This is a genomic window from Phenylobacterium sp. (assembly GCF_035569475.1).
Lineage (GTDB): Bacteria > Pseudomonadota > Alphaproteobacteria > Caulobacterales > Caulobacteraceae > Phenylobacterium.
This window is the reverse complement of sequence record NZ_DATMNA010000042.1, coordinates 1-19,955: the sequence shown is the minus strand read 5'-3', so window position 1 is coordinate 19,955 and position 19,955 is coordinate 1. Positions and strand designations below refer to the sequence as shown.

The 19,955-nt window shown below is 69.4% G+C and carries 23 protein-coding genes and 1 tRNA gene; 12 read left to right on the top strand and 12 right to left on the bottom strand.

Features of this window, described 5'->3' with window-relative positions:
- Positions 1-33 precede the first annotated feature (33 nt).
- Positions 34-1,056 (top strand): MBL fold metallo-hydrolase, encoded by a 1,023-nt coding sequence (locus VNW53_RS06695; protein ID WP_325554441.1) that lies wholly within the window; start codon positions 34-36, stop codon positions 1,054-1,056.
- A gap of 160 nt (positions 1,057-1,216) precedes the next feature.
- Here the strand turns inward: VNW53_RS06695 and VNW53_RS06690 are convergent, their stop codons facing one another.
- Entirely contained in the window at positions 1,217-1,528 is a 312-nt protein-coding gene (locus tag VNW53_RS06690) for a hypothetical protein (protein WP_325554439.1), read from the bottom strand.
- Between the two features lie 260 nt (positions 1,529-1,788).
- On the opposite strand from VNW53_RS06690, the gene VNW53_RS06685 reads away from it, so the two are divergent.
- The 4 genes from VNW53_RS06685 to VNW53_RS06670 are packed head-to-tail and all read left to right on the top strand — an operon-like array spanning position 1,789 to position 5,316.
- Entirely contained in the window at positions 1,789-2,916 is a 1,128-nt protein-coding gene (locus tag VNW53_RS06685) for an ABC transporter permease (RefSeq protein ID WP_325554438.1), read from the top strand.
- Positions 2,913-3,752: an ABC transporter ATP-binding protein gene (locus VNW53_RS06680; protein WP_325554436.1), complete on the top strand. Its 840-nt coding sequence runs from the start codon at positions 2,913-2,915 to the stop codon at positions 3,750-3,752. Before VNW53_RS06685 ends, VNW53_RS06680 begins: the two co-directional genes overlap by 4 nt.
- Complete coding sequence (locus tag VNW53_RS06675; protein ID WP_325554434.1) at positions 3,752-4,714, top strand: MlaD family protein; 963 nt, start codon at positions 3,752-3,754, stop codon at positions 4,712-4,714. Before VNW53_RS06680 ends, VNW53_RS06675 begins: the two co-directional genes overlap by 1 nt.
- Entirely contained in the window at positions 4,711-5,316 is a 606-nt protein-coding gene (locus VNW53_RS06670; protein WP_325554432.1) for an ABC-type transport auxiliary lipoprotein family protein, read from the top strand. The genes VNW53_RS06675 and VNW53_RS06670 overlap by 4 nt, the downstream gene beginning before the upstream one ends.
- On the opposite strand, the gene folD is transcribed toward VNW53_RS06670, so the two are convergent.
- Genes folD through VNW53_RS06650 form a run of 4 tightly spaced genes read right to left on the bottom strand, consistent with a single transcriptional unit; the run spans position 5,313 to position 8,358 of the window.
- On the bottom strand, positions 5,313-6,215 hold the full coding sequence (gene folD / locus VNW53_RS06665; protein WP_325554430.1) for a bifunctional methylenetetrahydrofolate dehydrogenase/methenyltetrahydrofolate cyclohydrolase FolD: 903 nt from the start codon (positions 6,213-6,215) through the stop codon (positions 5,313-5,315). The two genes, VNW53_RS06670 and folD, sit on opposite strands and share 4 nt — an antisense overlap.
- A gap of 43 nt (positions 6,216-6,258) precedes the next feature.
- A complete protein-coding gene (locus VNW53_RS06660) occupies positions 6,259-6,720 on the bottom strand; it encodes an NUDIX domain-containing protein (RefSeq protein ID WP_325554429.1) in 462 nt (153 codons plus the stop codon).
- On the bottom strand, positions 6,720-7,733 hold the full coding sequence (locus VNW53_RS06655; protein ID WP_325554427.1) for a S1/P1 Nuclease: 1,014 nt from the start codon (positions 7,731-7,733) through the stop codon (positions 6,720-6,722). Before VNW53_RS06655 ends, VNW53_RS06660 begins: the two co-directional genes overlap by 1 nt.
- A 43-nt stretch (positions 7,734-7,776) precedes the next feature.
- On the bottom strand, positions 7,777-8,358 hold the full coding sequence (locus VNW53_RS06650; RefSeq protein ID WP_325554425.1) for a glutathione S-transferase family protein: 582 nt from the start codon (positions 8,356-8,358) through the stop codon (positions 7,777-7,779).
- Between the two features lie 284 nt (positions 8,359-8,642).
- Here VNW53_RS06650 and VNW53_RS06645 point away from each other — a divergent pair, with 284 nt between their 5' ends.
- The 4 genes from VNW53_RS06645 (at position 8,643) to VNW53_RS06630 (ending at position 12,576) form a co-directional block, all read left to right on the top strand.
- Positions 8,643-9,026 carry a 3D domain-containing protein gene (locus tag VNW53_RS06645; RefSeq protein ID WP_325554424.1) on the top strand — a complete coding sequence of 128 codons (384 nt, stop codon included), beginning with the start codon at positions 8,643-8,645 and terminating at the stop codon, positions 9,024-9,026.
- 80 nt (positions 9,027-9,106) lie between these two features.
- Positions 9,107-9,658, top strand: coding sequence for an AAA family ATPase (locus VNW53_RS06640; RefSeq protein ID WP_325554422.1), 552 nt, complete (start codon positions 9,107-9,109; stop codon positions 9,656-9,658).
- A 40-nt stretch (positions 9,659-9,698) separates the two neighbouring features.
- Positions 9,699-11,513 carry a DUF885 domain-containing protein gene (locus VNW53_RS06635; protein ID WP_325554420.1) on the top strand — a complete coding sequence of 605 codons (1,815 nt, stop codon included), beginning with the start codon at positions 9,699-9,701 and terminating at the stop codon, positions 11,511-11,513.
- A gap of 211 nt (positions 11,514-11,724) precedes the next feature.
- Positions 11,725-12,576, top strand: a complete 852-nt coding sequence (locus VNW53_RS06630; RefSeq protein ID WP_325554418.1) for a PEPxxWA-CTERM sorting domain-containing protein — start codon at positions 11,725-11,727, stop codon at positions 12,574-12,576.
- A gap of 82 nt (positions 12,577-12,658) precedes the next feature.
- Here VNW53_RS06630 and VNW53_RS06625 read toward each other — a convergent pair whose 3' ends face one another.
- The 6 genes from VNW53_RS06625 to cobA are packed head-to-tail and all read right to left on the bottom strand — an operon-like array spanning position 12,659 to position 17,738.
- Positions 12,659-13,492: a ferredoxin--NADP reductase gene (locus VNW53_RS06625; protein ID WP_325554416.1), complete on the bottom strand. Its 834-nt coding sequence runs from the start codon at positions 13,490-13,492 to the stop codon at positions 12,659-12,661.
- A 29-nt stretch (positions 13,493-13,521) separates the two neighbouring features.
- Positions 13,522-14,265: a phosphoadenylyl-sulfate reductase gene (locus tag VNW53_RS06620; protein ID WP_414693251.1), complete on the bottom strand. Its 744-nt coding sequence runs from the start codon at positions 14,263-14,265 to the stop codon at positions 13,522-13,524.
- A 2-nt stretch (positions 14,266-14,267) separates the two neighbouring features.
- Positions 14,268-14,768 (bottom strand): DUF934 domain-containing protein, encoded by a 501-nt coding sequence (locus tag VNW53_RS06615; protein WP_325554414.1) that lies wholly within the window; start codon positions 14,766-14,768, stop codon positions 14,268-14,270.
- Positions 14,752-16,407 (bottom strand): nitrite/sulfite reductase, encoded by a 1,656-nt coding sequence (locus VNW53_RS06610; protein ID WP_325554412.1) that lies wholly within the window; start codon positions 16,405-16,407, stop codon positions 14,752-14,754. Before VNW53_RS06610 ends, VNW53_RS06615 begins: the two co-directional genes overlap by 17 nt.
- 9 nt (positions 16,408-16,416) lie before the next feature.
- Positions 16,417-16,776: a DUF2849 domain-containing protein gene (locus tag VNW53_RS06605; RefSeq protein WP_325554411.1), complete on the bottom strand. Its 360-nt coding sequence runs from the start codon at positions 16,774-16,776 to the stop codon at positions 16,417-16,419.
- A complete protein-coding gene (gene cobA / locus VNW53_RS06600) occupies positions 16,773-17,738 on the bottom strand; it encodes a uroporphyrinogen-III C-methyltransferase (protein ID WP_414693250.1) in 966 nt (321 codons plus the stop codon). The genes VNW53_RS06605 and cobA overlap by 4 nt, the downstream gene beginning before the upstream one ends.
- A 173-nt stretch (positions 17,739-17,911) precedes the next feature.
- Here cobA and gcvA point away from each other — a divergent pair, with 173 nt between their 5' ends.
- Positions 17,912-18,868, top strand: a complete 957-nt coding sequence (gene gcvA / locus VNW53_RS06595) for a transcriptional regulator GcvA (RefSeq protein WP_325554409.1) — start codon at positions 17,912-17,914, stop codon at positions 18,866-18,868.
- Positions 18,869-18,887: 19 nt separating this feature from the next.
- Entirely contained in the window at positions 18,888-19,214 is a 327-nt protein-coding gene (locus tag VNW53_RS06590) for a chorismate mutase (RefSeq protein ID WP_325554407.1), read from the top strand.
- Here VNW53_RS06590 and VNW53_RS06585 read toward each other — a convergent pair.
- Positions 19,211-19,504 carry an Hpt domain-containing protein gene (locus VNW53_RS06585; protein WP_325554405.1) on the bottom strand — a complete coding sequence of 98 codons (294 nt, stop codon included), beginning with the start codon at positions 19,502-19,504 and terminating at the stop codon, positions 19,211-19,213. The two genes, VNW53_RS06590 and VNW53_RS06585, sit on opposite strands and share 4 nt — an antisense overlap.
- A gap of 122 nt (positions 19,505-19,626) precedes the next feature.
- On the opposite strand from VNW53_RS06585, the gene VNW53_RS06580 reads away from it, so the two are divergent.
- Positions 19,627-19,702, top strand: a tRNA-Lys gene (locus VNW53_RS06580).
- Positions 19,703-19,955: the final 253 nt, after the last annotated feature.

Below are 19,955 nucleotides of genomic sequence, written 5' to 3'. Positions count from 1 at the left end.
CATAAGTTTTCCGACAGCAAGTGGGGATGGCGAATGGATTGGCGCGCGATCGGTGCGGCGGCGGCCGCGGTCCTGGCGCTCTGGGCGGCGCCGGCGGCGGCCCAGCCCCCGGCTGCGGCCGCCGGCTATGACGGGCTGAAGGTGACCTTCTGCGGCACCTCGGGGCCGCTGCCGGTCAAGGACCGCGCCAAGGCCTGCGTGGCGATCCAGGCGGGCGACGCGCTCTACATGGTCGACGTCGGGCCGGAGTCGACGGAGAACATGCTGACCTGGCGGATGCCCATGGCCGCGGCGCGGGCGGTGTTCCTGACCCACCTGCACTCCGACCACATCGGCGAGGTCGGCGAGTTCAACCTGCAAAGCTGGGTGGCCGGCCGCCCGGCGCCGCTGGCCCTGGTGGGGCCGCCGGGGACCGAAAAGGTCGCCGCCGGCTTCAACGAAGCCTATGGCCCCGACCACGGCTTCCGCAACGCCCACCATGAACACGGGAGCGTCAAGCTGCCGATCGCCGCGGGGCTGCTGAAGGCGCAGGTGGTTCCGGTCCCGGCCGGCGGGACCGCGGTGGTCTGGAGCCAGGACGGCCTGACCGTCACCGCCATCGTCGTGCACCACAATCCGGTGACGCCGGCCTACGGCTACCGCTTCGACTACAAGGGCCGCTCGGTCGTGGTCAGCGGCGACACCATCAAGTGGCCGCCACTGGCCGCCGCCGCCAAGGGCGCCGACGTCCTGATCCACGAGGCGCAGAACGCCGACATGACCCGGCAGATGTCGCAGGGCCTGGCGATGATGGGCAACCCGCGGATGAGCTCGATCATGGCCGACACGCTCAGCTATCACACCACCCCGGTGGAGGCGGCGGATATCGCCCGCATGGCCGGCGTCAAGCGGCTCGTCCTCTATCACATCACCCAGGCGGGCCTGCCGATGTTCACCCCCGAGGCCTTCACCAAGGGCATGGACGCGGGCGGGCCGCTCGACTGGCGGATCTCGAAGGACGGCATGACCATCGAACTGCCGGCGAACGGTCAGGAGATCAGGTTCGGACAGTTCTGAAGGGACCGAGAGCCCCACTCTCCACCGCTCGCCCCGGCGAAGGCGGGGTCCAGATGGCGTGACTCAGACTTGGGCTCCATCAGCTCAGAGCTCGTCCAATCCGCCACCCAGCTTCATGATCTGGGTCCCGGCCTTCGCCGGGATGAGCGGGGTTTTGACCCTAGCCGTTCATCGGCGGCTGGTGCTGTTCGATCAGGTCGCTGCGTTCGGCTTCGCGCACGGCGCGGGTGACGTTTAGGCGGGTGAGGATCGCGGCCTCGCCATAGGCCGCGCGGGCCTTTTCCAGGGCGGAGCGCCAGGTCTGGTTGGCCAGGTTGTCGGTCTCGCCGGCGTAGACCACGGTAGGGCCTTCCTTGGTCAGCTTGGCGATCACGAAATTGGCCCCCGCCGGCGGCAGGAAGCGGTCTTCTTCGAAGGCGGTATAGCGGTAACGGGCGCCGGACTTTCCGGCGAGTTCGAACTGACGGCTCAACGCAACTCTCCACCCCTGGACGACGCGGTCTTCGGCCCGGCCGAGCGACCACGCGCCATTGTTCGACGCAGGCTTGGCCAAAAAGGGGCTCAGCTTGACCATAGAGGCCTTCTCCAGTTCGGACGGCCCAAGAAGGCCCGATGCGGGAACAACCGGCGCCGTAAGACGTTCGGGCGATGCGCCGCCTCTGTTAGGGTCATATCTCCTTAGGGAGCGCGACTCGAAAGTCGTCGCCCTGACCTCGGAGCCCCGCAAAGACTGTGGACACCTCGGCCGAATTCACTGTCAGGCGCGGCGGCGACCATCCCACAGTTGCGCTGACCGGGGACTGGACGGCCAACAGCCTGGGCGACGCCCCGGCGCGGCTGGCCCAGGCGATCCCGTCGGACCACGCGGTGGGCGTCGACATCCGCAAGGTCCGCCGGCTCGACACGGCCGGAGCCTACGCCCTGATCCGCGCGATCGGCCGCGACTTCGACCTGAAGGCCGTCCAGGCCCGGCCGGAGAGCGCGCGGCTGCTGGAGCTGGTGGGCGCGGCGGTGAGCGTGGAGCCGGTGGCGGTCCAGCCCCCTCGGGGTTTCCACGAGATGACCGTGCGGATCGGCAAGGGCGTCTCGAACGTCGCCTACGAGTGGATCGACACCCTGGCCTTCCTCGGCCACCTGCTGGTGGTGGTGGCGCGCGCCATCGTCTTCCTGTTCACCAATCCCAAGCGGATCCGCTGGGCGGCGATCTTCTCCCTGGCCGAGCGGGCGGGCCTCGACGCCATCCCGATCGTCGCCGTGACGTCCTTCTTCATCGGCGCGGTGGTGGGGCTGCTGGGGGCCAACATGCTGCGCCAGTTCGGCGCGGAGGTGTTCGCCGTCGAGCTGATCGGCATCGCGGTGCTGCGCGAGTTCAACATCATCATCACCGCGGTGCTGCTGGCCGGCCGGTCAGCCTCCAGCTTCGCCGCCGAGCTCGGCTCGATGAAGATGAACCAGGAGATCGACGCCATGCAGGTGATGGGCGTCGATCCGTTCGAGGCCCTGGTCCTGCCGCGCTTCGTGGCGCTGCTGGCGATCATCCCGCTGCTGACCTTCGTGGCGACGCTCGCCGGCCTGTTCGGCGGCATGGTGGTGGTCTGGACCGCGCTGGACCTGGGGCCGGCCTTCTTCCTTCAGCGGATCGTCGACAACGTGGGCGCCGTCCATTTCTGGGTCGGCATGTCCAAGGCGCCGGTGATGGCCGCGGTGATCGCCGGCATCGGCTGCCGCCAGGGCCTGGAAGTCGGCGGCGACGTCGAGAGCCTGGGCCGGCGGGTGACGGCGGCGGTGGTGCACGCCATCTTCGCGATCATCATGATCGACGCCGCCTTCGCGCTCCTCTTCATGAAGCTGAACATATGAGCGACGCCTCGCCTCCCCCCGCGGTCGACGAGGCCGACCTCACCGACGACGAGCTGCTCGACACCGAGGGCCCGGCGGTGGAGGTGCACGGACTGGTCTCGGCCTTCGGCGACAACCTGGTCCACGACGGGCTCGACCTGATCTGCCGACGCGGCGAGGTGCTGGGCGTGGTCGGCGGCTCCGGCGCCGGCAAGTCGGTGCTGCTCAACACCATCATCGGCCTGCGCCGGCCGCAGGCGGGAATCGTGCGGGTCTTCGGCCAGGACATCGAGCACGCCTCGCGGCGGCGGTGGACGGCGATCGAGCGGCGCTGGGGCGTGCTGTTCCAGCAGGGCGCGCTCTTCTCGAACCTCACGGTGCGCGAAAACGTCGCCGCGCCGATGTTCGAGCACACCAACCTGCCCCGGAAGGAAATCTACGACCTCAGCGACCTGAAGACCGCCCTGGTCGGCCTGCCGGCCAACGCCGGCGACCTGAAGCCTGCGGAGCTGTCCGGCGGGATGCGCAAGCGCGCCGGCCTGGCCCGCGCGCTCGCCCTGGACCCGGAGCTGCTGTTCCTGGACGAGCCCACCGCCGGCCTCGACCCGATCAGCGCGGCGGCCTTCGACGAACTGATCAAGGACCTGTCCGACAGCCTGGACCTGACGGTGTTCATGATCACCCACGACCTCGACACCCTCTACGAGATCACCGACCGCGTGGCGGTGATCGCCGACAAGAAGGTGGTCGCCACCGCGCCGGTGCGAGAGCTCGAACACAACAACCACCCCTGGATCAAAGAGTATTTCCTGGGGCCCCGCGGCCGCGCCGCGGCTAAGGTGAAGACGGAAGCCTGATGGAAAAGAACGCCAACTACGCCCTGGTGGGCCTCTCCTCGCTGATCCTCTTCGTAGGACTGGTGATCTTCGTCGTCTGGCTCGCGAGGGTGTCGTTCTCGCAGGAGTACGACCTCTACGACATCGTCTTCGACGGGCCGGTGCGCGGCCTGAACCAGGGCGGCGAAGTCCACTTCAACGGCATCAAGGTGGGCGAGGTCACCAAGATCGCGCTCGACCGCACCAACCCCGCTCGCGTGATCGCCCGGGCGCGGGTGACGTCCGACGTACCGATCCGCGTCGACAGCTACGCCACCCTGGAGCCGCAGGGCATCACCGGCGTGAATTACGTCCAGATCACCGCCGGCACGCCGTCCAAGCCGCTGCTCAAGGTGGTGGAGCGCGCGAAGTGCCAGAGCAACGGCCTGAGCACCTGCATCCCGATCCTGAAGAGCCAGCGCAGCGCGCTCTCCGACCTGCTGGAGGGCGGCGGCACGGTGCTGACGCGGACCATCGAGGCGCTGGACCGGGTGAACCGCGTGCTGTCCGACCAGAATATCAAGACCTTCGGCGCGGCGCTCTCAGACGCGCAGGCGGTGACCGCCGAGGTCCGCGAGCGCAAGGAGATCGTCGCCGACGCCCAGAAGCTGATCCAGGACCTGGATACAGCCACCCAGCACGCCGACGGCATCCTGGTCTCCACCCAGGGGCTCGTGGACGGCGACGCCAAGCGCAGCCTGAAGAATATCGCCGACGCCGCCGACGAGGCCAAGCAGACGGCCCATGACCTGCGCGGCATGGTCGACAAGCTGCAGGGCCCGACCGCCGACTTCGCCAACAGCGGCCTGCCGCAGATCACCAGCGCCATCGTCGAGCTGCAGAAGGCCGCGGAATCGCTGCAGCGGCTGGTCAACGAGATCCAACGCAGCCCGGCGGGCGCCCTGGGCAAGGGACCGTCCGAAGAAGTGAAGGTGAAGCCATGACCCGCCGCATCCTCGCGCTCGCCGCCATCGGCGCCTGCGCCCTGGCCCTCAGCGGCTGCATCTCGCTGCTGCCCAAGACAAAGGTCGCCCAGATGTACCGCTTCGGGCCCCCGCCCGCCGCCGCGTCGGCGGCGCAGGCGGGGAACGTCTCGGTCTTCCGCACCAACGGCGACTTCCAGGAGGAGGCGGCCGACGACCGCCTTCTGACCGTCAGCGGCGGCAAGGCGGCCTATGTCGCCGAGGCGCGCTGGGTGGCCCCGGCCCAGGTGCTGTTCGACCAGGCGGTCGCCAACGCCTTCGACGCCAGCCCCGTGCGCCTGATCGCCCGCGGCCAGCAGGGCCACGCGGCCTATGCGCTGCGGATCGACGTCCGCAGCTTCGAGGCCCGCTACGACTCCGGGCTGAACGGAGCGCCCACCGTGGTGGTGTACATCCATGCGGCCCTGACCAAGGCCGACCAGTCCAGCGTCGGCGAGAGCGATTTCGAGGCGCGCGTGCCGGCGTCGGACAACCGCGTGGGCGCGATCGTCGCGGCCTACGACAAGGCGGCGACGGAGGTCATCAGCAAGCTGGTCGCCTGGACCGGGACCAAGGCGGTCTAAGCTTCGATCCCCGCCTGCCGCTTGGCGGCGGTGACGGTGTTCTGGAGCAGGACGGCCACGGTCATCAGGCCCACGCCGCCCGGCACCGGGGTGATCCAGCCGGCCACGCGGCTGGCGGACTTGAAGTCCACGTCGCCGACCACCTTGGTGCGCCCGGCGGCGGCCTTTTCCGGATCGTCGAAGGGCACGCGGTTGATGCCGACGTCGATCACCGCGGCGCCCGGCTTGATCCAGTCGGCGGTGATCATCCGCGGACGGCCCACCGCGGCCACCAGGATGTCCGCCTCGCGGCAGACCGCCGGCAGGTCGACGGTGCGGGAGTGGGCGATGGTCACCGTGCAGTCGGCCTGCAGCAGGAGCTGGGCGATCGGGCGGCCCACGAGCACGGACCGGCCCACCACCACGGCGCGCTTGCCCGCGAGGTCGCCCACGGTCTCACGCAGCAGGATCATGCAGCCCAGCGGCGTGCAGGGGGTCAGGGCCGGCTGGCCGCTGGCCAGGCGCCCCGCGTTGACCACGTGCAGGCCGTCGACGTCCTTGTCCGGGTTGATCGCCGCCAGCACGGCCTTTTCGTCGAGCCCCTTGGGCAGCGGCAGTTGGACCAGGATGCCGTGGATCAGCGGATCGACGTTCAGCTCGCCCACCAGGCGCAGGAGCTCGTGCAGGCTGGTGTCGGCGGGCAGGCGATGGGTGACGGAATGCATGCCCACGGCGAGCGAGTGCTCGCCCTTGGACCGGACGTAGATCTCGCTGGCCGGGTCGGCGCCGACCAGCACCACCGCCAGGCCGGGCTGGAGGCCGTGGCTGGTCTTCAGCTCCGCCACCTGGGCCGCCACGTCGGCGCGCAGGCGCTCGGCGTAGATCTTGCCGTCGATCAAGTTGGCGGGAGACTCGGGCATGGGCGGCTCCTGGAATGGCGCCCCGACTAGCCGCTTGAGGTCCCTAGCGCAAATCCCGGGCGCGACGCAGCCACGCGGCCAGGGCCCAGACGTGGGACTCGCGGTCGAGCCGGACCAGGGCCTCTTGCGGGGTCATCCATTCGAGGGTGTGGTCGTCCTCGACCTTCAGCTCCGGCGCCTCGCCCTCCAGGCGGGCGGCGAAGAAGGTCCCGCGGGTGTTGACGCTCGAGCCGTCCTCGTTGGTGAAATAGTGGTCGGCGCGGGCGACCTCGGCGCCGACGGCCACCTTCAGCCCCGCCTCCTCGCCGCATTCGCGAGCGGCCGCCTGCGGGGCGGTCTCGCCCGGGTCGAGGCCGCCGCCGGGCAGGTCGAGGCGCTCGCCGCCGCTTTCGAAGGTCACCCGCACCACGGCGATCTCATCCCCGCGCGGGACGATCACAAAGCCCGCAGGCCGGTCCGGATAGGACCGCCCAGGCTCAGGCTGGCCGAACTGCGGGACGTTCATCAGTCGATCGAATAGAAGGCCGGATAGGGATCGACCTTGCCCGACAGGATGTCCGCCAGCGGCGTCGGCCGCCAGCCCACGGTCTGCTTGTTCGCCCCGCGCCAGGCCGTGACGATCATGTCGCGCAGCTCCGAAGCGCCGATGGCGACCTGCTTGGTGGCGAAGGCCGCGCCGCGCGGATCGCCGGACTTGAAGCCGCCGGCCTTCTCCAGCTCGTAGAGCGGGACCACCTGGCCCCCCGTGGCGGCGAGGTAGGCGCCGACCTGCTGGATGTCGACACCGGCGTCGGCGGCGTGCAGCGGGCTCATCGCCTTCTCCACATCGGCCTGGGTGACCGCCCGGCGCACCAGGGCGCCCTCGAAATCGGCGTGCAGGGTCCTCGACGTGGAATAGCCGCCGGGGTTCGGATAGTCGCCCCAGCCGTTGAAATGGACGCTGACATGCAGCGGCTGGCTGCCGTCGCCGACGAAGTGCGACAGGTATCCGATGTCGATCAGGATCTGCCTCTCGCGCCGCACGCGGTCGGCGGTGAAAAAGGCCTTGTGCGCCGCCCACGCCGGGTTGGACTCGGCGAACTTGAGCGCCTTCCAATAGGCGAAATCCTCGGTCACCTGCTGGTAGTATTCCAGGATGCTGTAGGGCAGGTAGCCGGCCTTCCAACTGTCCTGGCCGACCGCCTGCAGCGCCTTTTCATAGTCTTGGCGCGTCGCCGGCAGGGCGGCCGCCTTCGGGCCCCCGAGGACCGTTCCGTCGTCGTTGAGGTCCAGGAAGTGGCCCTGGTCGCGGTCGCTGTCGAAGGCCTTGCCGGCGCGCTTGATGCGGTCGGGCTCGCGGCTGTACTCGCCGACGTCGACGATCGCCTGCGGCGTCTTGAGGAAAGCCGGCAGCTCGGCCGGCAGGGCCCGCATGGCCGCCACGCCGATCATCCGGTGGCCCGAGCCGCCCCAGGCGAAGACGGCGCCGGGCGCGGCGATGACGAGGGCGGCGAGGCCGGCGATGAGGGCGCGTTTCATGCCCTCCGGTTTGTCGGCTCGCCTCCCCGATGGCAAGGGGGGTTCAGGCGATCTTCAGCGCCGCCTCGACGCGGGCGATCCAGGCCTGCACGCGGGGGTATGGGCCAAGCTCGAAACCGCCTTCGTGGGCGACGCGGGTGTAGGCCACCAGGGCGACGTCAGCGAGGCTGACGCACGCTCCGACCAGAAACGGCGCGGCCGCCAGGCCATCCTCCAGTCGCTGCAGGGCCGCGGCGCCGCGCTCGACGATCCGCGATTCCAGGTCAGCCACGGCCCTGCCCAGGTAGCGAACGTGGAAGCGGGCCACGGCGACATAGGGTTCGTGGCTGTACTGCTCCCAGAACATCCACTCGAGCATCTTCGCCCGCTCGTAGGCGTCGGCGGGGATCAGGGCCGAGCCCTCGGCCAGATGCAGGATTATGGCGTTCGATTGGGCCAGGGGGCGGCCGTCGTCGAGGATCACGGCGGGCACCTGCCCGGCCGGATTCAGCGCCAGGAACTCGGCCGTACGACTCTCCGACTTCAGGATGTCGGTCTCGATCCAGTCGTAGGAAAGCCCCAGGGAATCGGCGACCCACTTCACCTTCAGGCAGTTTCCGGAGATGGAATCCCCATAGATTTTCATGAAACCCTCCCCTGCTCGCGGCGCGGATAAGGCGGCGATCCGCCTGGGCGCGCAAGCGATGTCGCCTAACGTCGCCTGTTAGAGTTGCTGACAGGCCAAGGGGCCGCAGCCCGCGCGGGGTTGGCAGCCCCGGCCAGTCCGGCTAGGTTCGTCGGCGCACCAGTTCAACGACGAAGGAGGACGCCGTCATTCGACGCCGCCTCGCCGCCCTGGCAGTTTTGCCCCTGATATTCCTCGGTTCCACCGCCCAGGCTGCGCCTGCGGATCCGGTCGGCGACCTGATCATGTCCGTGGTCACGGGCGCCCTGCCCTCCGGCCCCGGCTGGAACCTGAAGGCCACGCTCTATCACGCCGGCGCCAAGGGCGTGGGCGCGCTGGACGCCCTGGGCTGCAAGGTCGTGGCCATGCGCACCGTCGCCGTCGACAAGAACCTGATCCCCAAGCGCAGCGTGCTGTTCATCAAGGAAACCGTCGGCCTGAAGATGCCCGACGGCTCGGTCCACGACGGCTACTGGTACGCCTCCGACGCCGGCAGCGCGATCAAGGGCAAGCGCATCGACCTCTACACCGGCAAGAACGCCGGCTCGATGGGCGCGGTCCGCAGCCTGAACCTCGCCAGCCTGACCGCCGTCAAGGTCGGCGACTTCGAAGGCTGCCCGCCAGGCTAGAGCTCCGGCTCGCCCAAACATTTCCCCGGACCGCGCGCCCGCCGACTCCTCGGCGCCGATCAGCTTGTCTGGAGAATCCCTTGATCGAAAAACCGAATTTCTTCGTCTTCACCGGCGGACCCGGGGTCGGCAAGACGACGCTCATTCGCCATCTTGAAAGCCTGGGCGAGCGGGTGGTCGAGGAGACCCATCGCGCGGTCATCGCCGAGCAGGCGGCGGCCGGCTGTTCCGCCGTGCCCTGGGACGACCACGCGGCCTACTGCGACCAGTGCGTCCGGCGCGACATCGCCAAGTTCGACGCCCTGGCCCACGAGACGGGCCGCGTGTTCTTCGACCGCAGCATTCTCGACGGCTTCGACCCGAGGTGGAATGCGCCGGGCGAACTGATCGCCGCGGCGCAGGCGCGCCGGTACAACCGCCAGGTTTTCGTCTTTCCGCCGTGGTTCGAAATCTACGAAACCGACGCCGAGCGCCGCCAGGACTGGGCGGAGGCGGAGGCCACGTTCGGGCGCATTCTTCGCGGGCTCGCGCGCTTCGGCTACACGCCGGTCATTATGCCCAAGGCTCCGCTTGCCGAGCGCGCCGCCTTTGTGCTGGACCACGCCTTGCGAGCGGCCCCGAGTCCGCCCTAGGGTCCGCTGCCTTCCCTTCCCCTGATCGGACACACAGACGATGCTGAACCGCCGCGCCATGCTCCTGTCCACCGGCGCCGCGGCGGCGGCCGCCGGACTGGCGCGCCCCACGCTCGCGGCCGGCGATCCGCAGCTTTCGGCCCTGTTCGACGCCTTCTTCAAGGAGGGCCTGCACCAGCGTCCGGAGAGCGCCACCCAGCTCGGCCTGGACAAGGGCGCGAACGCCGGCCTGAAGGCCAAGCTCGACGACCCCTCCAGCGCCGGCCGCGCGGCCTCCCGGGCGCTGAACGCCGACCAGTTGCGCCGGCTGCAGGCGATCGACCGGGTCAGGCTCACCGGCCCCGACCGGCTGAACTACGACGTGGTGCTCTACACCCGCCAGTCGACGGCCCGCACCCAGAGCTTCGACTTCGGCGGCTCGGCCTTCAGCCCGTCCACCTATGTGCTGAGCCAGCTCACCGGCTCGTACCAGTCGACGCCCGACTTCCTCGACACCAAGCACACGATCAACACCGCCGAGGACGCCGACGCCTATCTCTCGCGCCTGTCGGCCTTCGGCGACCAACTGAACGCCGACACCGACCGGCTGGCGCACGACGTGGCGCTGGGAATCGTCCCGCCGGACTTCATCCTGGACTTGACCCTGGACCAGATGAGCAAGACCGTGGCCCCGGCCGACAAAGCGCTGGTGGTCACCTCCATCGCCCGGCGCGCCGCGGACAAGGGCCTGGGCGACCGCTACGGCAAGGACGCGGCGAAGATCTACGGCGAAAAGGTGCTGCCGGCCCTGGAGCGGCAACTGGCGGCCACCCGCAAGCTGCGCGCCACCGCGGTCCATGACGCCGGCGTCTGGCGCTTCAAGGACGGCCCGGCCTTCTACGAAGCCGCCCTCAACTCCACGACCACGACGAAGTACACGCCCGACGAGGTGCACAAGATCGGCCTCGAACAGGGCAAGGAGATCTCGGCGCGCATCGACGGGCTGCTGAAGAAGGAAGGCCTGACCCAGGGCTCCATCGCCGAGCGGATCAAGCACCTCTACGCCGACCCCAAGCAACTGTTCGCCAACACCGACGCCGGCAAGGTCGAGGCCATCGCCTACTGCAACCGCCGGCTGGACGAGATCCGCCCGCGCCTGCCCAGCGTCTTCAACCGCGTGCCGCCCTACAAGTTCGAGGTGCGCCGCGTGCCCGTGCAGACCGAGGCCGGCGCGGCCTCGGCCTTCAGCCAGGGCCCGGCGATCGACGGCTCGCGGCCGGGCATCGTCTATTTCAACCTGCACGACAGCGCCGAATGGCCGAGGTTCTGCCTGTCGACCACTATCTTCCACGAGGGCCTGCCGGGCCACCAGCTCGAGGGCGGGCTGGCGCTCTCCAACGCCGACCTGCCGCTGATCCGCAAGTCCACCGGCTTCTCCGGCTACGGCGAGGGCTGGGCGCTCTACGCCGAGCAGTTGGCCGACGAGATCGGCATGTACGACGACGATCCGCTGGGCCGCATCGGCTACCTGAAGTTCCAGCTCTTCCGCGCCAACCGCTGCGTGGTCGACACCGGCATCCACCACATGCGCTGGAGCCGCGAGCAGGCGATCGCCCGATTCGTCGAGAACGAGGGCGAGGCCCCCGGCTTCGCCGCCCGCGAGGTCGAACGTTATTGCGCCACGCCGGGGCAGGCCTGCTCCTACAAGCTCGGCCACACCACCATCGTCAACCTGCGCGCGCGGGCCAAGGCGGCCCTGGGCGGGAAGTTCGACATCAAGGATTTCCACGAGACGGTGCTGAGCGGCGGCCGCGTGCCGCTGGATATCCTCGACCAGACGGGTGACGCCTGGATCGCGGCCCGGAAGGGCGCCTGACCCCCGTAAGGCGCCGAAATCGAAGGCGATCCCGACGATCGGGGGTGGTTAATCCCCCTCCAGGCGAGTCCGATTGCGCTGTCCGTTAAAGTTTGCGTAACGTCGTAAGCAAGCGCTCAGGGGCTGTGCGCGGCGTCGATGGCATCATCGATGCAAAGGACGTCCTGAGGGCCAATTGGGGCAAGTCGTGTTCAAGAGTGAGACAGCGCAAGTGAGCATTTCCAACAGGTACTCGGGTTCGCGCGCGATCAAGGCCTTGGCCGCCGCGGCGGGCCTCGCGGCGCTGGCTGTCGCCTCGCACGCCTCGGCCGCGCAGGAGATCAAGCTCGAAAACGCCAGCATGGACACGAACTACCTCGCCTACGTCAACGGCGAGCACGTCTATTCCAACGGCGTGACCTTCACGGTCCAGGATTTCAACGATCCGGGCCACGCCAACGCCGTGTCCGGCCCGCAGTACGACCTGTTTGGGTTCTGCGTCGACATCTACCACAACATGTCCCTGGGCGGCCTGAACCTGGTCTATCAGAACAACGAGAGCCTGACGGTCACCGATCCGCTGCCGAGCAACTTCGGCCCGACCGCGCCGGCCAACGTCGTCTCCCCGACGCAGCTCGCCGCGCTGACCAACCTGATCGACACCGGTTGGCTGCTGCACCAGAACGAAACCGGCCAGACCACGGCGCAGAAGGCGGTCACCGAGCTGCAGCTCGCCGCGATCCAGGCGGCGATCTGGAAGGTGGAGAATCCCACGGCGACCGTGACGATCGACGCCAGCCAGGCGAACGCGACCGCCGGCGGGACCAAGACCTATTCGCAACTGTTCAACGACTATTCGTCGGGCGTCTTCGACAACGCCGGCGGCAACCTGGCCGACGGGAACGACCGCTTCTACACGATCGTCGAGGTCGACCCCTACGACGGCCACCAGTCGTTCGCCATCGGCTGGCCGCTGCCGGGCGTGCCGGAGCCGACCACCTGGGCGATGATGCTGACGGGCTTCTTCGGCATGGGCTCGCTGCTTCGCCGTCAACGCAAGATGGCCGTCGCCGTCGCCGGCTGAGCGGGACGTCCGACTTGGAGACAAGGACGCCGGCCTGGGCTTCCCAGGCCGGCGTTTTCCGTTTCAGCCCTGTCGGGCGCGGTCAGGTCTCGACGAAGGCGCGTTCGAGGACGAAGTCGCCGGGATTGGAGATCGAGCCTTCCTCGTAGCCGAGGTCCAGAAGCTGCTGCTTGAGGTCCGCCAGCACCGAGGGCCCGCCGCACAGCATGACGCGGTCCACGGCCCGATCGAACGGCGGCGTGTCGAGGTCGCGGAACAGCCGGCCCGAGGCGATCAGGTCGGTGATGCGGCCCTGGGTCTGGAACGGCTCGCGGGTGACGGTGGGATAGTATTTGAGCTTGGGGGCGATCAGTTCGCCCAGGATCTCGTCCTCGGCCAGGGCGCCGGACAGCAGCTCGCGGTAGTTCAGGTCGGCCACCTCGCGCACCGTGTGGGTGACGATCACCTCGTCGAAGCGTTCATAGACCTCGGGGTCGCGGGCCAGGGACAGCCAGGGCGCCAGGCCGGTGCCGGTGCCCAGCATATAGAGCCGCTTTCCGGGCCGCAGCCCGTCCAGCACCAGGGTCCCGGTGGGCTTGCGCCCGATCAGCACCTGGTCGCCGACCTGAATCTTCTGCAGGCGCGAGGTCAGCGGGCCGTCGGCGACCTTGATCGAATAGAACTCCAGCTCCTCGTGCCAGGACGGCGAGGCGATGGAATAGGCGCGCACCAGGGGCTTGCCGTCCTCCTTCTCCAGCCCGACCATGACGAACTGGCCGCTGGCGAAGCGCAAGGCGGGATCGCGGGTCGTGCGGAACGAGAACAGGCTCCCGGTCCAATGCTGGACCCAGGTCACGGTCTCGACGAAGAAGGCGCCGCCCGGCTTCACTGACGTGGTTCTGGACGCGGCCGCCGGGGCCAGGGAAAGGTCATTCATCGGGGTGTCTACGCTCTCCTAGGCCCGCGTCAAATGTCGCCGCCGACATTGGCGACAGCCCCCGGGGCGCGCGCGACGTGGATGCCGCACTCGGTCTTGTCCTGGCCCGCCCAGCGGCCGGCCCGGGCGTCAGCCCCCTCCTCCACGGCCTGGGTGCAGGGCCAGCAGCCGATCGACGGGAAGCCCTGGGCCACCAGGGGATGGGCCGGTAGATCGTGTTCGGCGGCGTAGGCGTCAAGGTCTTCCCTGGCCCAATTGGCCAGCGGATTGAACTTCACCTGATGGTCGGCCTCCTCGACCACCGACAGGGACAGGCGCGCGCCGCCGTGGAAGCGCTTGCGCCCGGTGATCCAGCCGTCGAAATCGGCCAGCGCCCGGTCCAGCGGCAGCACCTTGCGCACATGACAGCAGGCGTCGGTGTCGGTCTGCCAGAGCTTGGCGTCGGGGTCGGCGGTGGCCAGGTCGTGATAGTTGGGCCGCAGGTCGCGCACGTCGGTCAGGCCGAGCTTCGCGGCCAGTTGCCGGCGGTAGTCGAGGGTCTGGCCGAACAGCATGCCGGTGTCCAGGAACAGCACCGGCATGTCGGGCTTCACCTTGGAGACCAGGTGCAGCAGCACCGCCGATTCCGCCCCGAAGGACGAGACCAGGGCCAGCTTCTCGCCGAAAGTCTCCACCGCGGCCTCCAGCACCGTGCGCGGGTGCGCGTGCCGCAGTTCGGCGTCCAGACGCGCCGCGAGTGTCAGGTAGCGGTCGGCGGAGATGTCGTAGGCCAAGCTCATCCTCCCCGCGCCTCAAAGGCCGCAGACCGGCCGTCGCTGGCGCGCTGGTAGACGTGGCGGAAGCGATGGGCGGCCCTTTCCCACACCTCCACGGTCGAGCCGTCCGCCGGCTCGAAGGCGTCGAATCCGCAGCGGACCATGTAGCCCGCCTGCTCGCGCAGCACGTCGCCCACGGCGCGCACCTCGCCCTTGAAGTGGAACCGCTCGCGCAGCAGCCGCGCAGAAGTGTAGGCCCGGCCGTCGCCGAACTTCGGGAAGGCCAGGGCCACCACGGCGATCTGCGGCAGGTCGTAGGCCAGCGCCTCGACCTCCTCGTCGCTCTCCAGCCGCACGCCCACCTGGCGGCCTTCGCCGAGCAGGCCCTCGCCTTCCGTCTGGAAGCGGGCGAGGGAGACGATCACGTCGCCCGGCGGGATCGCCTGGTCGTCGCCGACCGCGGTGAAGGGGTCCTCGGCGAGCGCGAAGGCGCCGCGCTTGAGACTAATCAACATCGGCATAGACGGCCTCCTTGAAGGGGGCGACGCCGGTGCGCCGGAAGGTGTCGAGGAAGCGTTCGGCGCCCTGCCGCTCGCGCAGATAGACATCCACCAGGGTGTCCACCGCGTCTGCGACCTTGTCGTAGGGCAGAGCGGGCCCGAGCGCCTGGCCGACGCCGGCGTCTTCCGCCGCCGAGCCGCCGAGGGTGAGTTGGTAGAATTCCTCGCCCTTCTTATCGACGCCCAGGATGCCGATGTGGCCCACATGGTGGTGGCCGCAGGCATTGATGCAGCCGCTGATCTTGATCTTCAGCTCGCCCACCCGCTCGGCGCGCTCGGCATCGGCGAACTTGGCCGCGATGTTCTGGGCGACCGAGATCGACCGCGCATTGGCCAGCGCGCAGTAGTCGAGGCCCGGGCAGGCGATGATGTCGCTGACCAGGTTCATGTTGGCGGTGGCGAGGCCGGCCTCCGAGAGCGCCGCCCAGACCTGAGGGACGTCGTCCAGCTTCACGTGCGGCAGGACCAGGTTCTGCTCGTGGGTGACGCGGATGTCGTCCTGGCCGAAGCGTTCGGCGAGGTCGGCGACCACCTCCATCTGCTCGGCGGTGGCGTCGCCGGGCGTCTGGCCGATGGCTTTCAGCGAGATCTCGACGATGGAATAGCCGGCCACCTTGTGGGGCTTCAGGTTGTTGCGCGCGAAGCGGGCGAAGGCCGGGCTCCTGAGCTTGGCGGCCTCGAAGGCTTCCGACACCGCCGGCAGGGTCTCGAAGGCGGTGGGCGCGAAGGCGCCGCGGATGCGCGCGAGCTCGGTGTCCGGCAGGTCGGCGGTGTCGCCGATCTTCTCCCACTCGGCCTCGACCTGGCTCGCGAACTCGTCGCGGCCCAGCGCGGCCACCAGGATCTTGATCCGCGCCTTGTGGATGTTGTCGCGCCGCCCATGGCGATTGTAGACCCTCAGGATCGCCTCCAGGTACGAGAACAGGCGCGTCGCCGGCAGGAACTGGCGGATGGTGGGGGCGATGTGCGGCAGCCGGCCGAGCCCCCCGCCGACCATCACCTCGAAGCCCAGCACGCCGTCGCGGGCGCGCTTCAGGTTGAGGCCGATGTCGTGGGTCTTGGCCGCCGTGCGGTCCTTGGCGGCTGCTGTGACCGCGATCTTGAACTTGCGCGGCAGCCAGTTGAACTCCGGGTGCGCCGTCGACCACTGGCGGATGGCCTCGGCCCAGACGCGCGGGTCGTCGATCTCCTCGGCGGTGGCTCCGGCGTAGGGGTCGGCCGTGACGTTGCGGATGCAGTTTCCGCTGGTCTGGATGGCGTGCATGTCGACGCTGGCCAGGGCGTCGAGGATGTCCGGCGCGTCGGCCAGCTTGATCCAGTGGAACTGCAGGTTGGTCCGCGTCGTGAAGTGGCCGTAGCCCTTGTCGTAGGTCCGCCCGATCCAGGCCAGCTTGCGAAGTTGCGTCGGGTTCAGCGAGCCATAGGGGATGGCCACCCGCAGCATGTAGGCGTGCAGTTGCAGATAGAGGCCGTTGCGCAGGCGCAGCGGCTTGAACTGGTCTTCCGAGAGCTCGCCCGCCAGGCGCCGGGCCACCTGGCCGCGGAACTCGGCGCTGCGGTCGGCCAGCATGTCCCTGTCGATCTGGTCGTAGCGGTACATGGACGGCCTCTACTTGCGCTTGATCAGGTCGACGCGGCCGGTGGAGCGGGCCGCGCCGTGGGCGTGCTGCAGGGCTTCGATGGCGGCGCCGCCCTCGGCCTGCTTGCCGTGGTTCAGGTTGGTGGGGCCGAGCGCGCGGATGCGCTCGCGGTAGCTGACCGGCGCCCACAGGCCCTGCGACTGGGTCAGGTCGATCAGATAGGGCTCGACAACCACCGTCGGCTGGTTCTTGCCGTGGGCCTCGGCGGCCTCCCCGGCCGGATCGTCGTCGGCGAACAGCTCGGCCTCGCCGAACTGCTCCACCCACTGGCCCGCTCGCCAGAACACGACCTCGCCGTCGATCAGGCGGTTGGCGGTGAGGGCTTTCATTGCACGCCTCCTTTCCCGCGCAGCGGGAGAGGGGGACCGCGCCCCGCAGAGGGCGTGGGGGCGAGGGAAAGCCCCGCCTGCTGAGCCATCGCGCGGCCGGTCGTTCCGTCGAGCCTGAGGCTTTCCCTCTCCGCCATCGGCTCTTCGGCCGATGGTCCCCCTCTCCCGCTGCGCGGGAGAGGAAGGGCCAAGGCCATCGCCTCGCCGACGATCAGCAGCGCCGGACCGCTGAGGCCCGCCGCGGCGTCGGCCAGGCCGGAAAGGGTGGTGACGATCCTGCGTTCGTCGGCGCGGCTGGCGTTCTCGACGATCAGGGACGGCGTGACGCCCGCGCGGCCGGCCGCCATCAGGCGCGCGGCGATCGGGGCGGCCTGCGACAGGCCCATGTAGATCACCACCGTCTGGTTGGCCTTGGCCAGGCTCGCCCAGTCGAGGTCCGGCTCGGCGCCATTGGAGGCGTGCCCGGTGACGAAGGTCACCGCCTGGGCCGAACCGCGATGCGTCAGCGGCGCGCCAGCGCCGGCGCCGGCGGCCAGGGCCGCGGTGACGCCGGGGACGATCTGGCACTGGACGCCGGCCGCGCGGCACGCTTCCAGCTCTTCGCCGCCGCGGCCGAAGATGAAGGGGTCGCCGCCCTTCAGCCGCACGACCGTCAGGCCGTCAAACGCGAAGGCCACCAGCATGCGGTTGATCTCGTCCTGACTGTAGGAATGGCGCGACTTGCGCTTGGCGACCGAAATGCGCCGCGCCCGGGCCGGCGCGAGTTCCAGGATCTCGTCGGAGACCAGGCCGTCATGCACCACCACGTCGGCGGTCTGGAGGACCTTCAGGGCCTTGAGGGTCAGCAAATCTGGATCGCCGGGGCCCGCGCCCACCAGCCAGACCACGCCGGCCTGACCACGGCTCCCGCCGCCCAGCACCACCAGTCCGCTCCCGCGCTGTCCAGCTCGCCGTTGCGTCATGGATTAGGTTCTCTAATAAGCTTTGCTTACAAACCGGAACGGGACGGACCGAAGCCCGCCCCGCCGATATCCCACCGATGAAAAGGGCCGATGCACCGGCGGAAGCTTGCAAATAGGGAACCGGGCGCCCAAGTCGCAAGCCGAGGACTTCTGCCGGGGCTGTCAGGAATTCTATGGAAAGACCAGTCGAACGAAGGCGTCTGCCGCCGCTGAACGCGCTACGCGCCTTCGAGGCCGCGGCGCGCCACCTGAACTTCAGCCGCGCCGCCGACGAGTTGTCGGTGACGCCGGGCGCGGTGAGCCAGCAGATCCAGAACCTCGAGGACTATGTGGGCGCAGCGCTGTTCAAGCGCACGCCCAAGGGCCTTTTGCTGACCGACGCGGCCCAGACGGCGCTTCCGGCCCTGCGCGAGGCTTTCGACCGCCTGGCCGAGGCCGCCTCCCTGCTCACCGCCGCCGTCGACGGCCGGCGCCTGACGCTCACCGCCCCGCCCTCCTTCGCGGCCAAGTGGCTGGTGCCCCGGCTGGGCGCCTTCGAGAAGGCCCATCCGCAGGTGGACGTCTGGCTCTCCGCCGCCATCGAGCTCGTGGACCTGCAGGCCGGCGAGGTGGACGTGGCGATCCGCTACGGCGCCGGGCGCTATCCGGGGCTGGAGGTCAAGCGGCTGTTCTCCGAGACCGTGATCCCGGTGGCGAGCCCCGAGCACCTGGCGGCCCAGCCGCTGGCCACGCCGGCCGACCTTGCCAACCACGTCCTCCTGCACGACGGCTCGCCGGACCTGGACGACAGTTGCCCCGACTGGTCCATGTGGCTGGCGGCGCGGGGCCTGAAGTCCATCGACGGCATGCGCGGCCCGCGCTTCAACCAGTCCAGCCTGGTGATCGAGGCGGCGGTCAACGGCCGCGGCGTGGCGCTGGCCAAGCGCACCCTGGCCCAGGCCGACCTGGAGGCCGGCCGCCTGGTCGCGCCCCTGCAGATCGCCACCGCCGTGGACTTCGCCTATTACCTCGTCCATCCCAAGGCCAAGGGCCGGCTGCCGCAGGTGAAGGCCTTCGTGAGCTGGATCGAGGCCCAGGCCGAAGCCCACCAGGCCGCGCTGCTGGCGATCGACAACGGCGCCGGTATCTGAAGTCAAAGACGAGCCCAGTATGGAATTCACCACCGATCCACGCCCCGCGCCCGCCGATTGCGCCACTATGGTGGAGGTCCGCGTCGGGGTGGACGCCCTCGACCGTCTGTTGGTCGCCGTCCTCGCCGAGCGGCAGCGCTACATGGACGCCGCCGCGCGCATCAAGGCCGACCGCGCTGCGGTGCGCGACAACGCCCGCGTCGAGGACGTGGTGGCCAAGGTGAAGGCCGCGGCCCGCGCCGCCGGGCTCTCCGAGGAGATCGCCGAGCCGGTCTGGCGCACGCTGGTCGAACGCTGCATCGCCTACGAGTTCGGCGTCTGGGACGCCCTTCGCCAGGAAGCCTAGCTTCGGGCCTGGTAGGCCTCGATCGCCGCCACCGCCGCCTGCAAGGCCGCCCGCACCCCCGGCAGGCCCTCGGCCCCCACCGCCTCGGCCTGCTCGCAGGCGTCGCCCAGACGATGAGCGCCGACGCCGCGCGCGGCCCCCTTTATGGTGTGGACCACGTCGCGCCACGCCGGCCCGGCGGTCTCCAAGGATCCGCCCCAGGCCCGCGCCTGCTCCCGGAACAGAGTCAGGACCTCGGCGACCACCTGCCGGTCGCCCGCGGCGAAGCCCTCCAAGTAGGCAAAATCCACTGCGCCGTCAGACCCTTGCGCCGTCACCGAAACCCCCTGCCGCACATGCCTTGCCAAGGCCGCGTTTTCGCGTATTTTCCGCGCCCTCGCCGCCGGGCCCGATAGTGGCCCGGAGCGACGGCGGGTGCATAGCTCAGTTGGTAGAGCAGCTGACTCTTAATCAGCGGGTCGTAGGTTCGAATCCTACTGCACCCACCATTTTCCACCTCCGGAATCAGGTGTTCCCCTTCGGGGGGCGGCAAGCCCGGCGTCAGGCGCCGATCAGGCTCACGTGGGTGGCGCCCAGCGAGGAGAGGGTCGCGGCGCGGAAGGGATTACGGTGACACTGTATGAAATAACCTCTATCACCGGCGTCCGAAGTTCACCAGTCTCCGGAGACGCCCTATCGCCCGCCTCGCCCGCGTCGTCATCCCAGGCCTGCCGCACCATGTGACCCAGCGGGGCAACCACC

What these genes read in the sequence shown, in the direction of transcription:
- VNW53_RS06695 (WP_325554441.1), top strand. Translation starts at nt 34, where the DNA reads ATGGATTGGCGCGCGATCGGTGCGGCGGCGGCCGCGGTCCTGGCGCTC.
- VNW53_RS06680 (WP_325554436.1), top strand. Translation starts at nt 2,913, where the DNA reads ATGAGCGACGCCTCGCCTCCCCCCGCGGTCGACGAGGCCGACCTCACC.
- VNW53_RS06675 (WP_325554434.1), top strand. Translation starts at nt 3,752, where the DNA reads ATGGAAAAGAACGCCAACTACGCCCTGGTGGGCCTCTCCTCGCTGATC.
- VNW53_RS06670 (WP_325554432.1), top strand. Translation starts at nt 4,711, where the DNA reads ATGACCCGCCGCATCCTCGCGCTCGCCGCCATCGGCGCCTGCGCCCTG.
- folD (WP_325554430.1), bottom strand. Translation starts at nt 6,215, where the DNA reads ATGCCCGAGTCTCCCGCCAACTTGATCGACGGCAAGATCTACGCCGAG.
- VNW53_RS06660 (WP_325554429.1), bottom strand. Translation starts at nt 6,720, where the DNA reads ATGAACGTCCCGCAGTTCGGCCAGCCTGAGCCTGGGCGGTCCTATCCG.
- VNW53_RS06655 (WP_325554427.1), bottom strand. Translation starts at nt 7,733, where the DNA reads ATGAAACGCGCCCTCATCGCCGGCCTCGCCGCCCTCGTCATCGCCGCG.
- VNW53_RS06650 (WP_325554425.1), bottom strand. Translation starts at nt 8,358, where the DNA reads ATGAAAATCTATGGGGATTCCATCTCCGGAAACTGCCTGAAGGTGAAG.
- VNW53_RS06645 (WP_325554424.1), top strand. Translation starts at nt 8,643, where the DNA reads ATGTCCGTGGTCACGGGCGCCCTGCCCTCCGGCCCCGGCTGGAACCTG.
- VNW53_RS06635 (WP_325554420.1), top strand. Translation starts at nt 9,699, where the DNA reads ATGCTGAACCGCCGCGCCATGCTCCTGTCCACCGGCGCCGCGGCGGCG.
- VNW53_RS06625 (WP_325554416.1), bottom strand. Translation starts at nt 13,492, where the DNA reads ATGAATGACCTTTCCCTGGCCCCGGCGGCCGCGTCCAGAACCACGTCA.
- VNW53_RS06615 (WP_325554414.1), bottom strand. Translation starts at nt 14,768, where the DNA reads ATGCCGATGTTGATTAGTCTCAAGCGCGGCGCCTTCGCGCTCGCCGAG.
- VNW53_RS06610 (WP_325554412.1), bottom strand. Translation starts at nt 16,407, where the DNA reads ATGTACCGCTACGACCAGATCGACAGGGACATGCTGGCCGACCGCAGC.
- VNW53_RS06605 (WP_325554411.1), bottom strand. Translation starts at nt 16,776, where the DNA reads ATGAAAGCCCTCACCGCCAACCGCCTGATCGACGGCGAGGTCGTGTTC.
- cobA (WP_414693250.1), bottom strand. Translation starts at nt 17,738, where the DNA reads ATGACGCAACGGCGAGCTGGACAGCGCGGGAGCGGACTGGTGGTGCTG.
- gcvA (WP_325554409.1), top strand. Translation starts at nt 17,912, where the DNA reads ATGGAAAGACCAGTCGAACGAAGGCGTCTGCCGCCGCTGAACGCGCTA.
- VNW53_RS06590 (WP_325554407.1), top strand. Translation starts at nt 18,888, where the DNA reads ATGGAATTCACCACCGATCCACGCCCCGCGCCCGCCGATTGCGCCACT.